The organism is Arthrobacter sp. NPDC093139 (assembly GCF_044754165.1).
In the GTDB taxonomy this organism is placed as follows: domain Bacteria; phylum Actinomycetota; class Actinomycetes; order Actinomycetales; family Micrococcaceae; genus Arthrobacter.
Genome location: NZ_JBIVOO010000006.1, coordinates 57,839 through 71,873 on the forward strand (window position 1 = coordinate 57,839; position 14,035 = coordinate 71,873).

At 61.0% G+C, this 14,035-nt stretch carries 12 protein-coding genes and 1 pseudogene; 8 read left to right on the forward strand and 5 right to left on the reverse strand.

Annotation, left to right across the window (positions count from 1 at the left end):
- Window positions 1-108: 108 nt before the first annotated feature.
- Both ACIP90_RS11365 and ACIP90_RS11370 read right to left on the reverse strand, forming a co-directional pair.
- Window positions 109-876 (reverse strand): glucose 1-dehydrogenase, encoded by a 768-nt coding sequence (locus tag ACIP90_RS11365; RefSeq protein ID WP_400579425.1) that lies wholly within the window; start codon window positions 874-876, stop codon window positions 109-111.
- A gap of 87 nt (window positions 877-963) precedes the next feature.
- Window positions 964-2,418, reverse strand: coding sequence for a sugar porter family MFS transporter (locus ACIP90_RS11370; protein WP_400579426.1), 1,455 nt, complete (start codon window positions 2,416-2,418; stop codon window positions 964-966).
- Window positions 2,419-2,957: 539 nt separating this feature from the next.
- On the opposite strand from ACIP90_RS11370, the gene ACIP90_RS11375 reads away from it, so the two are divergent.
- The 8 genes from ACIP90_RS11375 to ACIP90_RS11410 all read left to right on the forward strand — a co-directional run bounded on the left by ACIP90_RS11375 (window position 2,958) and on the right by ACIP90_RS11410 (window position 9,864).
- On the forward strand, window positions 2,958-3,362 hold the full coding sequence (locus ACIP90_RS11375; RefSeq protein WP_400579427.1) for a nuclear transport factor 2 family protein: 405 nt from the start codon (window positions 2,958-2,960) through the stop codon (window positions 3,360-3,362).
- A 58-nt stretch (window positions 3,363-3,420) separates the two neighbouring features.
- Window positions 3,421-3,948, forward strand: coding sequence for a cupin domain-containing protein (locus tag ACIP90_RS11380; protein ID WP_400579428.1), 528 nt, complete (start codon window positions 3,421-3,423; stop codon window positions 3,946-3,948).
- A 113-nt stretch (window positions 3,949-4,061) separates the two neighbouring features.
- Window positions 4,062-4,556 carry a hypothetical protein gene (locus ACIP90_RS11385; protein ID WP_400579429.1) on the forward strand — a complete coding sequence of 165 codons (495 nt, stop codon included), beginning with the start codon at window positions 4,062-4,064 and terminating at the stop codon, window positions 4,554-4,556.
- A gap of 707 nt (window positions 4,557-5,263) precedes the next feature.
- On the forward strand, window positions 5,264-6,088 hold the full coding sequence (locus tag ACIP90_RS11390) for an SDR family NAD(P)-dependent oxidoreductase (RefSeq protein WP_400579430.1): 825 nt from the start codon (window positions 5,264-5,266) through the stop codon (window positions 6,086-6,088).
- A gap of 36 nt (window positions 6,089-6,124) precedes the next feature.
- Complete coding sequence (locus tag ACIP90_RS11395) at window positions 6,125-7,576, forward strand: aldehyde dehydrogenase family protein (RefSeq protein ID WP_400579431.1); 1,452 nt, start codon at window positions 6,125-6,127, stop codon at window positions 7,574-7,576.
- A 32-nt stretch (window positions 7,577-7,608) separates the two neighbouring features.
- Window positions 7,609-8,400 carry an HpcH/HpaI aldolase/citrate lyase family protein gene (locus ACIP90_RS11400; protein ID WP_400579432.1) on the forward strand — a complete coding sequence of 264 codons (792 nt, stop codon included), beginning with the start codon at window positions 7,609-7,611 and terminating at the stop codon, window positions 8,398-8,400.
- A 27-nt stretch (window positions 8,401-8,427) separates the two neighbouring features.
- Window positions 8,428-9,417 carry a ketopantoate reductase family protein gene (locus tag ACIP90_RS11405; RefSeq protein WP_400579433.1) on the forward strand — a complete coding sequence of 330 codons (990 nt, stop codon included), beginning with the start codon at window positions 8,428-8,430 and terminating at the stop codon, window positions 9,415-9,417.
- Window positions 9,418-9,606: 189 nt separating this feature from the next.
- A complete protein-coding gene (locus ACIP90_RS11410; RefSeq protein ID WP_400579434.1) occupies window positions 9,607-9,864 on the forward strand; it encodes a hypothetical protein in 258 nt (85 codons plus the stop codon).
- A gap of 326 nt (window positions 9,865-10,190) precedes the next feature.
- Here the strand turns inward: ACIP90_RS11410 and ACIP90_RS11415 are convergent.
- The 3 genes and pseudogenes from ACIP90_RS11415 to ACIP90_RS11425 all read right to left on the reverse strand — a co-directional run.
- Window positions 10,191-11,072: pseudogene (locus ACIP90_RS11415) on the reverse strand (alcohol dehydrogenase catalytic domain-containing protein); the annotation flags it as partial.
- A gap of 375 nt (window positions 11,073-11,447) precedes the next feature.
- Window positions 11,448-12,188 carry an SDR family NAD(P)-dependent oxidoreductase gene (locus ACIP90_RS11420; RefSeq protein ID WP_400579435.1) on the reverse strand — a complete coding sequence of 247 codons (741 nt, stop codon included), beginning with the start codon at window positions 12,186-12,188 and terminating at the stop codon, window positions 11,448-11,450.
- 286 nt (window positions 12,189-12,474) lie between these two features.
- Complete coding sequence (locus ACIP90_RS11425; RefSeq protein WP_400579436.1) at window positions 12,475-13,995, reverse strand: aldehyde dehydrogenase family protein; 1,521 nt, start codon at window positions 13,993-13,995, stop codon at window positions 12,475-12,477.
- Window positions 13,996-14,035: the final 40 nt, after the last annotated feature.

A 14,035-nucleotide genomic window follows, 5' to 3' on the forward strand; every position in this document is an offset into this window, starting at 1 on the left:
CTACCAACTGGCACTACCACCCCTGCGGGTCAATATCTTCACGGGCACGTACGCGAATCCGTCGGCCTGGACCCTCCTTGGGTCCAGGCCGACGGACGAAGGACTGTCTCAGATCCCGACCGTTTGACCGCCGTCGATGACCATTGCATGTCCGGTTGCAAATCCGCCGAGATCAGAAGAAAGCCAGAGCACTGCGGAAGCGATCTCTTCAGGGCTGCCCATCCGGCCAACCGGTTCCTGACCGATTACCCGTGCCCGGCCTTCGGGGGTGCCACCGGAAAACCTGTCCATCATGGGCGTTTCGATGATGCCCGGGCAAATCGCATTTACTCTTACGCCCTGCGCGGCATAGTCCAGCGCGGCCGATTTCGTCAGGCCAATCAGTCCGTGTTTCGCGGCGACGTAGGCGGCCTGCCCTCGGATCCCGATGACGCCGGCGCCGGATGACGTGTTGACGATGGAGCCGCCGCCGTTCTTCAGCATTGCGGGGATTTCGTACTTCATACACAAGAACGCGCTACGCAGGTCGATGTCGAGCACCCGTGACCACTCATCCTCGGGGATGTCGACGAGAGGTGCGGGCGGCTGTTCGATACCGGCGTTGTTGAACGCGACATCAAGTCGACCAAACTCCTGGACCGTCTGATTGATGACGGCTTGGATGTCGCTGGATGAAGTCACGTCGCATTTGACGGCGAGCAGCCGCCCACCGTGCTCCTCGACGAGTCGAGCGGTCTCTTCGTTGCCGATTGCGTCGATGTCGGCCAAGACTACGTCGGCGCCTTCGGCCGCGAATGCTATTGCTGTAGCGCGGCCAATGCCGCTGCCGGAACCGGTCACGAAGGCAACCTTTCCGGCGAACCTGCGTTCAGTCATCTTCGGTGTCACTTTCTATTAATGAGGTGGTGGAGCTTGGTTCCTGCCGATCCGACAGGCCAGAGCGGCAGGTACCAAAGAGGGCGGTCACGGCGACGTCAGGTTACGGCGTTCAGTAACCGCGCCGGTGTAACGGTCGCGCAGTTCAACCTCGAGCTCTTCCAACGTACGTCCCTTGGTTTCCGGAATGTACCGAAACGCGAAAAGCGCCGCCAGCACATTGAGCACCAGGAATCCGGAAAATACGGCCACCGAGCCGAACTGCTCGGCGAGGATCGGGAAGAGGAACGAGATGAGAGAGTTGGCGACCCACAGCCCGCCGAGTGCAGCGCCCATGGCAAACCCACGGATCGGCAACGGGAACAGCTCCGAGAGCACGAGGAATCCTGTGGTGCCCAGGAAGGTGACCATGAACGCCGTCACCAGCAGCATGAACAGCAGGATCAGGTACGAACGCAGGGTGGACTCGGGTAGCAGATAGGTGATTAGGAGCCCCAGATGCGAGGCGGCAACACCGCCGAAACCGAGCAGCATCATTTTGCGGCGCCCCATCAAACCGAGAATCCACATACCCACCAACGTGAAGACGATCATCGCGATTCCGACGGTGACGGAGGCGAGCAGCGACGCGGATCGGGTGAGGCCTGAGCTCTCCAGCACGGTCGGCGCATAGTACATGACCACGTTGATACCTGTAGTCTGCTGGGCGATCGCCAGGACGATGCCGACCAGGATCAAACCTTTCATCCAAGGTTCACTGCGAAGGGTGGCGAGGACCGAGACCTTGCCCTGGATGTGGTCAGCCTCGACGATGGCGGTGATTTGCTTGTACTCGGCCTCAACCCGGTCCGCGAGATGCGCCCGCTGCAGAGTGCGCTTCGCCTCCGACCACATCTGCTTGCTCGCGTACCAGCGAGGGGTGTCGGGCAGGGTAAGCATGCCGAAGAGAAGCCCGAGGGCCGGAACGAGAGCAATGCCAAGCATGTAGCGCCACACGACAGTGTCGTTGATCAGGTTGGCAAGTACCGCGTTGATAACAAATGCCAGGAACAGACCGATGACCAGCATGAGCTGGTTCATGGTAACGATGCGGCCTCGCTGCGATGCCGGCGCCATCTCGGCGAGATACAGCGGAACGACGACGGATGCGACGCCCACAGCGTAGCCCAGCGCGATGCGCGCCGCGACCAGGATGACGACGCTGGGAGCCAAAGCACATGCCACCGTACTGACGACGAAGATCACACCGGCAATTACCAGCGACTTCTTCCGTCCCACACGGTCAGCAATAGGCCCGCCCAAAAGTGCACCAGCCGTCGCTCCAGGGAACAGCAGTGATGTGACGACCAGCCCCTCGGTAACGGCTGTCAACTGGAAGTCCTCCCGGAGGTACACCAGCGCTCCCGCGATCACCCCAGTGTCAAAACCGAACAGCAAGCCACCGATGCTGGCGATCAAGGTGAGTCGGAACATAAACGTTCTAGGGCCTTCGCGACCAGTCGTGGTGGCCAAGACCGTGGTGGGGCGTGAATTTTCGGACACAAGCTCTCCCTAGTGGTCCGCAGGGCGGAAGGTATGAGTCCCGCACTGGTTCGATCGACATTGTTCGTTCATGCGTCTTACTACCTTTTAGCTAGGTGTCCCTGCTCATTAGAGCGAACACGACGGTGTGTTGGTGGTTGCACCCTCAATGAGGATGGATCTCTCGATCAACATGAATTGTTGGCCTTGCTTGACGCCGCAGCTCGTGGTGCGGCGGTTCAGCAGTGATGGCGCACACATTTAGGTGGAGCAATAATGACGATATCCTGTATTATGAGACTCAGTCAATCGCATGGCATCCTGTTTCTTCTTGAGCGGCAGGAAGAAAAGGGTGGGGACTGCACGTCGTGAGAGGATGCCGGTTCGCCGGGTTTGCGCCGGGGAGATCACAGAAAGTCAGGGCAGAGTGGCAGCTTTGCCAAGATGTTGAAACGCCCGGGGGCAAGAGCGTGACCTGTCTAACTGCACGTATTTTTGTCCTCCCAGATCGTCGTCCGGCGGCACATCCGGCACCCCAAACACGGAAGGTTTTGATCATAATGCGCGCAAGCACCGAGACAGTGAGGCTGCTGACCAATTACTACGCGGCAATGGAGGCAAACAACCCCCGGGAGTTCGGCTCCTACTACGCGGAAAACATGACGCTGACATTCGGGAACAGCCCGGAGATCAAAGGGCGAGACAACATCATCTCGGCCTTCAGCGACAAGCTCAACGAGGTCGTATCGCTCGGGCATGATCTCGTCAACGCGTGGGAGGAAGAGGGCGGGATCGTCTTCTTCGAGTCCCTCGGCCGATGGACCCTCCGCGGTGGGGAGGTGATCGAGATCAAGGCGGCTTCCAAGATCACGATTGTCGATGGCAAGTTCGTCGACCAGCGCATCTACGTCGACAACACTCCCGTATTTGAAGCAATTGAGCGAGAAAAGACTGGTGCGATCTAAATTTTGGCGGAGACTCCCCGCTAGAAGAGCAGTTCTCAAGATGGAAAGGACCAAAAACATGACTGGAGAACATCGGGAATATCAGTCGCGCCTGATCATCACCGGACTCGATGCCGACGGCAGGTCAACATTCGTAAGTGACGGTCCGACGACAGATCGCCTGGTTGCCGACGGCTACACCCGGAACCACCTGTGGCAGGCGACTGAGGTGCCAACACCGGTCATGGCGCCGAACGGCCCCGGTGGCGCCTCGGTCATCCCGCCACCCCCGGCAGGGTACAACTACGTAATCACGGCTTTTGCCCCCGACAGTGAATGGGACTATGAGGGAGGCTACGCCCGCATCCTGGCTGAGTCGGGTGCCGGAGATGCAGTTGATCCCACGGATGCACCCGGTATGCACACAACGGATACGGTTGATATTGTCACCGTGATTTCCGGGGAGGCTGTCGTTCTGCTCGATACAGGCGAGACGACGATGCGGCAAGGCGACACCATCGTTCAGCGGGGTACCAAGCACGCCTGGCGGAATCGGACGGACAAACCCTGCGTTGTCTCAGCTGTTCACGTCAGCGTAATTCGCTGACGCTCCGGCTGATTGATTCCCCGCCAGGAGAGGGGGCGGGCGGCCCTCACTTCCCGGCACCATCGGCACGTGCGGCGAACGTGGTGCGGAGCCACCAGATTGGAAGAGTTTTTATGCAACGCGATAACACTGCCCTGCCCCCCTTTGCTCGCCGCGTAATCGTGGGCGTCAACGACGCCGCAGCGTCCACGGTCATCGCTGACGAGCGAGACCTTCCCCGCACCCGGCTCCCTAACGGGATCATTTTGCAGGAGCTATGGCAACAGCGGGGTATTCCCGCTAAACCGCACGACCGGCCGGATCCAAAATGGACGCTGGGGCCGGCTGCGCCGACCCGAGGCGCCGTTGTTAGGATCCTCACCATGCCGGCCGCAAGCGGAAACTCCCTTGCAAAACCTGACCTGCATACCGACCCGTCTCTGCACGTGATCACGATGCTCGACGGTGAACTGATTTTTTTACTCGAGGACGGCGAAGTGGCGCTCGGCGTTGGAGACTCGATCGTACTGCGGGGCAGCATGCATGATCTCCGCAATGAGCTACCGCGACCCGCAACATTCGTATACACCTCGTTCCCTCTCGCCGAGAGCAGTTCAGAGCACCAGTAAAGTATTTCTCCCGGGGCAGGGGTTCACTGCTGCGGTAAGTGCAGCAGTCCCCTCGTTTACTGAAATCAAGGAGGGTCAGGGCTGAGCATTAGCCCGGCACTGCCCCTCCTTGCCGCAACGCGTCTGGCGAGAGCATGACTGTTAAAGCGCCTGCATTAGAGGGGTGCAAAAAATCAGGAGTCTTGAAAGACTAGGTTCCCCTCAAGCCGGGCACTAGAAAAATCTGCGGTTGCCTGTCGACCTTCGCGGAAATTCGTCTTATTGCCTGCGAGGAGGTCAACAACGTACCGCCGGACCGAATGCCGTCCTCTCATCCCAGGCAAAAGTCCTCTAGCATCCGCAAGGGGCCTGATCATCGCTGGCAGGAGCCAGGTGGCGAGACCACTGGCGTACCGGGCCCATGGACGGTTGGCCAAACTTACACCCCGTAGCCCCGCACAGGCCCGGGGATGGGTACTGCCAAGCCTCGAGCGTGAGAGCTTCCCCAACTTCTTCGACAAGTCGCGCGGTCTCTTGGTCGCAGCTGCTGGACAACTTCCGCCATTCAGACATGCGGCGATGCCTTGACTGAATCCCACATGACGGGATATCGTTTATTAGAGGCGCCCTTCTGGTCCCCTTCGACAGCGCCAAAGAGTTGAGCTCACTTGGGGCGCCACTCTGTTCACCACCTCCACGACCATCACGACGACGCAAGAGGATCGACTATGACGACGACACCCCTGACTCACACCCCCCACGACTCTGGCGTGCCGGCGTCGGCGCGGGACTTCAGCGTAGAGGGGCGGGTAGTCATTATTACCGGCGCCGCCCAGGGCATCGGCCGTGAACTCGCACGCCAGTTCGCTGCTGCCGGAGCCGTTTCGGTCGTCGCCGACCTCGACATCAAAAAGGCTGAATCAGTCGTCAAGGAAATCCACGATGCCGGAGGTACCGGCATGGCAGTCAAGGTCAACGTGGCCGACGAACCGTCCGTCACAGCAATGGTCAATACAGTGATCGAAACCTGGGGCCGGGTCGATGTGCTGATCAACAACGCCTCGATTTTCGCGACCCTGGACAAAGTCCCGTTCGACCAGATCCCTCTGGCGCAGTGGGACAATGTCCTTAAGGTGAACATCACCGGTACCTACCTTTGTGCCCGTGCGGTCGCTGACCATATGCGTAAGGCTGGATTCGGCCGTATCATCAACGTCTCATCCGACGCGGTAACGCGCGGCACGATCAACTATCTGCACTACGTCACGTCAAAATCGGCAGTGATCGGCATGACCAACTCGCTGGCACGCGAACTCGGCAGTTATGGCATCACCGTCAACTGCATCCGGCCGGGCAGCGTGGCCACCGAAGTCGAGCGCACCGTCAATCCCACCGCCGAAGTCCGCGAACGAGCCGCATCCTTGCAGTGCATCCCACGCGGCATGGTCCCCACCGACCTGGTTGGCATCATGCTCTTCCTCGCAACACCAGCATCAGCATTCATCACCGGCCAAACCATCGCCTGTGACGGCGGCTACACCCACAGCAGCTAACCCTAAAAGCACACGCAGGCACAGGAGAACCCGCTCATGAAGCAATACCCTCACCTCTACATCGGCGGCCAATGGACGGAACCGACCGACCCTCGCGAAGTGGAGCTCATCGACCCCACCCGCGAGGAGGCCTTCGCCCGGGTCACCCTAGGCACCGCTGCTGATGTAGACCGCGCGGTCACCGCCGCCCGGCGCGCCTTCGAAACCTACTCTGCTACATCGGTGGAGGAACGCATCGCGTTGATCGACCGGATCATCGACGTTTACGAGTCGCGTATCGACGAGTTCTCCGAGTTGATCGCGCGTGAGGTTGGCATCCCTGTCAGCAGCCGCGCCCAGGTCACGGGCCCGGTTGAGCACATGCGGGTGGCGCGGGACATCCTGCGGAATTACCCGTTCGAGTCGCGCATCGGCAGCGCCATCGTCCGTCGGGAGCCGATTGGGGTCTGCGCACTGATCTCACCGTGGAACTGGCCGATCCAGACAGGCGTCATCAAGACTGTCTACGGCCTGGCGGCCGGATGCACGATCGTGGCAAAACCCAGCATCAACTCCGCCGCCAGCGGCACGCTTCTTGCCCAGGTGCTGCATGAGGCCAACGTGCCGGCGGGCGTATTCAACCTGGTGAACGGTACCGGTCGTGACGTGGGCGACGCAATGTCCCGCCACCCGGGTGTGGACATGATCTCCTTCACCGGTTCCACTGGCGCCGGGCAACAGGTAGGAGCGGCCGCCGCGGAAACCGTGAAACGCGTCTCCCTCGAACTCGGCGGGAAATCAGCGAACATTGTGCTGCCCGACGCTGACCTCGAAAAGGCTGCCCGCTGGAACATTCAACGCAGCTTCTTCAACGCCGGTCAGTCCTGCCATGCCCCCAGCCGGATGCTGGTGCACGAAAACCAGGTGGAGCAGGTCGTACCCTTCCTCGTTGACGAGGCACAGCGCTTCCGCCTGGGTGACCCACTGGAAAGCTCCACAACCATGGGCCCGGTCGTCAGCGCCGCCCAGTACAAATCGATCAGGAACCTCATCCAGAGCGGTCTCAATGAGGGTGCGCAGCTCGTCATCGGCGGCCTCGACCGGCCCGAGGGCCTGGACCGGGGCTATTTCGTGCAACCGACCGTTTTCACCGGCGTCACGCCGGAGATGACGATCGCCCGGGAGGAGATCTTCGGACCCGTCCTGGCGGTCATCCCCTACCGGGACGAGGACGAGGCCCTGCGGATCGCCAACGATTCGCCCTACGGCCTTGGAGGCTACGTGTTCGGCGGCGACCGGACGAATGCCCGCCGTGTGGTCAACGGGCTGCGTGCCGGGCGCGTCAGCTACAACGGCGCAGCCACGGACTCCTACACCCCCATGGGCGGATACAAGCAGTCAGGCATCGGCCGCTCGATGGGCAGGTTCGGCCTAGAAGAATACCTCGAAATCAAGTCCGTGTACGGGTTCGACGACGAGGCAGAATCATTGCCGACTCTTTTCGGCTGAGAACACACGAGTCGATCAGGAGACGACAGAAAATGAACAACGTAGCCACGCCCGTTTTGCGTAATCATGCCAAGGAAAAGCTATCCCGGGGCGAGCCGGTATATTCGATGACCGTCCGTCTGGTGCGTACTGTGGACATCGCCTCCATCGCCTACACGGCGGGATTCGATTCCGTTTACATTGACATGGAGCACAGCAGCTTTCCCCTTGAAGCTGCGGGTCAGATCTGTATGGCCTGCAACCACCTCGGGCTCACTCCCCTGGTGCGTGTGCCCGGCCTCGACCCCACCTTCATTGCCAGGGTCATGGATTCCGGTGCCATGGGGATCATCGTGCCCGATGTTGAATCCGCCGACCAGGCACGCGCCCTTGTCCGTGCAGTTAAGCATGCGCCGCTGGGTGAACGCTCCCTCGCCGGAGCTGCACCGCAGCTGCATTACCGGACGTTCCCTGCAGACCAGGTCGTCCGGGTCCTCGACGAGGCGTCCATGGTGGTAGCGATGATCGAATCCCAGGCAGGACTGGACGCGGTTGAGGAGATAGCTGCTGTGGACGGCGTGGACATGCTCCTCGTGGGAGCAAACGATCTCAGCGTCGAACTCGGGATCGCGGGGCAAATGGACGACCCCCAGATACATAAGGCGTTTCTTCGGGTTATCGAGGCCTGCCGGGCGAACGGAAAGTCCATAGGCATCGGCGGACTCGGCGGGTGGCCGGACCTGATCAAGCAGTACCAGGACCTCGGCGCCGGCTACGTCTCCACCGGCAACGACATCTCGTTCCTCAGCGCCGCCGCGGCACAAAAGCGCCAGCAGTTCGTTTAATCGAGCATTACCTAACAGGGGACACACATGAAAATTTGCGTTTACGGTGCCGGGGCGGTCGGCGGGCACATCGCCGGCCGGCTCGCTGCGGCGGGTCAAATTGAGCTCTCATTGATCGCCCGCGGTGAGCAACTGGCCGCCATTCGACAGAACGGGCTGCGGGTGGAAACCCACGAGGGTACACTCGTCTCCCACCCGCTATCTACCGACCGTCCCGCTGACCTTGGACCACAAGACGTCGTCATCGTCGCAGTCAAGGCCCCGGCCCTGCCCACCATCGCCGAGCACATCGCTTCGCTCCTACACGAGGACAGCCTGGTGGTGTTCGTCATGAACGGCATCCCCTGGTGGTACTTCAGCTCTCACGGTGGAATCCTGGACGGGACCCGACTGCGACGGCTGGACCCCGAAGGCGCACTGTGGGACTGCATCGGTCCGGAGCGCGCAGTCGGCGCCGTTGCCTACACTGCCTGCACCGTTACCGCACCCGGAGTCGTCCGCGCAGAGAACGCCCGTAACCGCCTGATTATCGGGCGCCCCGATGGCAAGCCCGACCCCAGGCTTGACACCCTGGCATCGCTGCTGAACCCCAGCGGCCTGGAAGTCACCGTCACGTCCAAAATCCGTGACGCGGTCTGGGCCAAACTGGTCATGAACCTGATCGGGGGCTCACTGGCCGCCCTCACCGCTTCCCCCATGAAGGATGTCCTTAATAAGCCCGCCATAGCAGGCACCGCGAAAGCAATGGCGGACGAGGGCGTCGCTATCGCACGAGCCCTTGGATGCGATCCAGGCGATCCCGATGAAGGCCTGGCAAAACTGGCCACTTCCAGCCACCTTCAAAGCATCGCGCAGGACCTGCTGGCCGGACGTTCCATGGAGATCGACGGCCTTTTCCGCGTCCCCCTCGATTTGGCGGAACTGGCACAAGTCCCAACCCCCAACCTGGACCTCGTCATCGAACTGGCGACACAGCGCGCACGCGCCGCTGGTCTGTACCAACACACCAGCACCTGATATTGAACATCTAGAAAACCGGTTGCAAAGCCAAGAATAGCGACGGTATTCAACCGCAGCCCCCAGCCCCGTGCGTATGACCCGGCCCGGGGAACCATCAGGAATCCGAAGCCGTATCCAGCCTCCTGGCGTACGTCGGGCGAGGTATTCAGTGACAAAAATCCGCTTATCGACTTCAAGGGAAAACAGATGATTCCTGAAGATACGCCGAAGGACAGGAACGGCAGCAGCAGGAAGCTGGCACCGGGCGAATATGTCGAGGTGAAAACGTCACGGGGTGGCACCCGGCGCGGCGTCATCGAAGCAGTCATGAAAGACAAATCCGGCTTCTGGTTGGCTGCCGACGGCGTGGAACCCCGCGTTTTTGTTCCGCTTGAGGAGTTTATTGTTCCGCTGGAGGACAAGGAACAAAGCATTCGGCCCGCGACTGCGCCGGAGAATGCATGACGCACGCAATCTTGCCGGGTCCGACCGTGCTCGCAACCGGTCGGACCCGGCAATCCAGGCAGAACGTGCACCGGATTCAGAACCAACAGTGGGAGCAATAGAAAGGAGACAGCCCGTGGAAACGCTGATACCGGTAGCCTCGGATCAACCACCTCGGTTCGATTACGCGAGCCAGTTTTGCGACGGCGGCGGAAACGTAACGGATTGTCCCTTCTGTACAGGCCCCGAAACTGACTAGCCCAAGAGCAATCAAGGCCCATGTTGAGGACACCAGCGGGACCGCATGTGCGGCAACTGATGCCTCCGTACCCACGGGCGCAGGAGTGTACCTTGATGGCGCGGCGCTCGTCCATGGCCTTGTAGCCCTCGGCTGCCTCCTCCGGTGGGAGTTCAAGGTTAAAGACCTTTCCCGGGTTCATCTTGCCGCTGAGCATGAGGTCGATCAGCTCCGGCAGGTAGTCCCGGACCGGGCCGGACCATCATGCAGGTGAACATGGGAAAAGCGTGCGCCCCGCGACGTGTAGCGCGGATTGCATGCATCATCCGCTTCCTTGATCCCCACTGCTTCGAGGAGCGCCGAGGCCGCCGGTGAGTTCCTTGATCCTTTTTACGCCTTCGCCACCGCGTTCCTCCACGATGTCTGTGGCACCGAACTCGCCGGCCGGCGCCTGCCGGTCAGTGTGGCGGGAGAGGGCAATCATGCGTTCGGCTCCCATTTGTTTGGCCGCGAGGATGCCCAGGAGAGTCCGACCGCTCCGTCGCCCACTAGGGCAATGGTCTTGCCGGGTCGACCTCGGCTGCCCTGGCGGCGAACCATCCGTTGCGGAGCACATCGGAGCGGCAAGCAGCGACGGAACCGTCTCGGCGGCGGGGGCATTCCAGGTGTCGTCACCAGTGCGCCGTCGGCGAGAGGCACTCGCATGTATTCGGCCCGCGCACCGCCCACACCTTGGCGGTGGACGCAGCCGCTCTGGTAACGGGAACGGTAAATTTCGCAGGTATTGTCCGAGACGAAGAAGGACCCGACCACGAGCTGGCCCACCTGGACGTTCTTCACATCCGCGCCGATCTCTTCAACGATGCCCACATACTCGTGACCCATTGCTGAAGGTTCAGCCGTGTCGTCGGCACAGCGGTAGGGCCAAAAGGTCGGAGCCGCAAACACAAGCGCCGGTCAGTTTGATGACCGCTTCGATGGGCTGCTGGATAGCGGGCTTGTCACGATCCTCTACGCGGACGTCTCACGGCCCGTGCAGAATGGTTGCGCGCATGAGTGATCCTCGATGTGCCTATTGATCACAAAGGTTTGTTTTCATCAAACCGCGGGCGTGCTGCTGTAGCGAGGGCTTTGCTGAAACGGGTTATGCAGGACCCTCCTTACGGCTCCCGATTTGCTCTTCGTGGCTGCAGGTTGCTGCAACGGGCGGGGTGGATCTGCGCCGGTGCAGTTTCTGTTCTAAGGTGCACCGTCCGGGATGCCCATATGGGTCGCCGGCCCGGAGTTCCAGGCACCAAAACGCGGGTCGTGCCTAAGTGCCTCAAGGACTAGGCGCTCCTGTGAATATTCGCCTTGGCGATGATGACTAGTGAAAGGACCGGCCTCCGTCTGTTGCCAGGGCTGAGCCCGTAATGTAGGAAGATTCCGAAGAAGTGAGGAAGAGGATGGCGCGGGCGATCTCTACCGGATCGGCGAGTCGGTTCAGCGCATAATTCCCGACATTTCCCCTATGGCCGTCAGCCATGGCTGTATCGACCATGCCGGGACATACCGTGTTCACCCGGACCGTCGGTGCTAGCTCGGCCGCCAACGCTTTCGTGAGAGCAATAACCCCTCCTTTCGATGCGGCATACGCTGTGTACCCTGGCGAGTTCGGCAACAGCCCTGCCGCTGAGGCAATCGTGACAACCGTCGCGGAGGTCTCCTGCAGGAGCCAGGGTATGGAGCTGCGGACTATGTTGTACGTGCCGGTGAGATTGATGTCGATCACCTTGCGCCAGTCCTGAGCCGACACGTCGACCGCGTGCCCGCGGAACATGATGCCTGCGGCATTAACGACACCGTCGATCCCGCTCAGAGCGGCCGCAGCCTCCCCGACCGTGCTGGCGACTGCCTCATCGTCGGTTAGGTCCACGGGAAAGGCCAAGCCTCCGATTTGTTCGGCAGCCGCCTGCAGTTTCTCCTTATCACGATCGAAAAGCCCAACTGCTGCCCCTTCGCGTGCGAACAGCTGGGCGGTGCTCCGTCCGATCCCGGAAGCTGCGCCCGTAATAATGATCCGGCGCCCCTTCAGCCGCTGAGTTAGAGGTTCTGCATAATCATTCATGTCACTCTTCCCTTGTTAGTAGTTGTTCAGTTTCATGGGCACCCCAAGGCCGGCTCTCATACACTCGTCGCGAAATTGGCACAAGCCCTGCTCCGCACCTCTTCGAGCCTTTGAGTGAGCGCAAACTATGGACCGACAATTTAGCGAGGGGAACGTTGTCGAGTCGTTGGGTTCGCGTGAACTTGAACCGGGCTTCGTCGAGGAAGCCCCCAAGTCCTGGTCCGCCGTACGAGAGCTCCCGTCTACCCGTGGTCCGTTGTCACTGGTCCACTTTGGCTGGCTGGAGTTAGTTGTCGGTGTAGGGTAGTTCGCGTTCGGTGGTGAGGTCCCAGACGACTGCTTTTCGGCGGGTGTACATGGCGATGGAGTCAAAGCCGTTTTCTTTGCCGAAGCCGCTTTGTTTCATTCCTCCGAACGGGACTGTCGGGTGGAAGGAGCGGTAGGTGTTGATCCATACCGTTCCTGCGATCAGCTCCTTGGCGAGATGTTGGATGGTCCGGGCGTCGTTGCCCCAGATTTGGGCGCTGAGCCCGAATTCTGAGGCGTTGGCGCGGGCGATGACTTCGTCGGTGTCAGAGTAGGACAGGACGCTTGCCATCGGGCCGAAGGCTTCATTGAGCGCTGCCGGGTTATCGTCTGTGACTTCCGCCAGGACCGTGGGTTGGTAGAAGGCGCCGTTTGCGAGGTCGCCGTCTTCTGCCGGGCCGCCGCCGGCCAAAGCGACCGCGCCGGCGTTAATCGCACTCTTTACCAGGGCATCGACGCGGGTACGGTGCTGGCGGTTGATGAGCGTGCCCATCTGAGAGGATTCCTTTGTGGGCAATCCGACACGCACTGTCCTTGCCTTTTGCCCGAGCCGGTCGGTGACCTCGGCGTACATCGAGTCCGGGACGAAGATCCGGGAGCCTGTTACGCAGCTTTGGCCGCTCTTGGCGAAGTTGGAATGCAGCAGCGACGGGATGGCGATGTCGAGGTCGGCGTCGGGCAGCAGGATGGCCGGGCTCTTGCCGCCCAGTTCGAGGAATGTCGGCACGATGTTGGTTGCCGATTGGTGGATGATGGCCCGTCCTGAACCAGGTCCCCCGGTGAACGCGATCATCCCGATATCCGGGTGCTCGGTGAGCAGCGGGCCTACCTTCTCTCCGCGGCCGGTCACAACGCTGACGACACCGGCAGGAAGGCCCGCCTCCAATGCGAGCTCGACCATCCTGTAATTCAGCAGTGGGGCGACCTCGGGAGCCTTGATCACGATGCAGTTCCCGGCGACAAGCGCCGGTCCTGCCTTCAACGCCACGAAATTCGCGTTGCCGTTGTAGGGGCTGACTCCTGCCACGACCCCGAATGGCTCGTCCATCCCGTAGGACAGCCGGTCAGGCAGCTGCGCAAACGTGCGGCCTTCGATTTTGTCGGCGATGCCGGCGTAGTAGCGAAGGACCCGTGCGCTGTTGTCGATGTCAGCCAGGGCCTCGTGGCGCAGGTGGCCAACATCAGAGACCTCTATATCGGCCAGTTCCTCGCGGTGCGCTGCAATCGCGTCGGCCCACGCTGTCAGCATTCTTGCCCGGACCTCAGGTGCGGTTCTGCGCCACACTTTCTCATAGGCCGCTTTCGCACCTGCGACCACAGCGTCAATGTCGGCCGCGCCCGCCTCGTGGAGCGCGCCAATCACCCTGCCGGTAGCAGGGTTCAAGATCTCCATCTCATGACCGCCGGAAGGGACCACCACCCCCTCCGCCGAGATAAGCCCAATCCGTTGGTCCCCTCCGCCAAGCGGCAAAGCGTAGTCTTCGGACAGTTTTGTCTTCATTTGAGGATCTCCTTGAAAGGCCTCGCGGCCCCGATTAAGT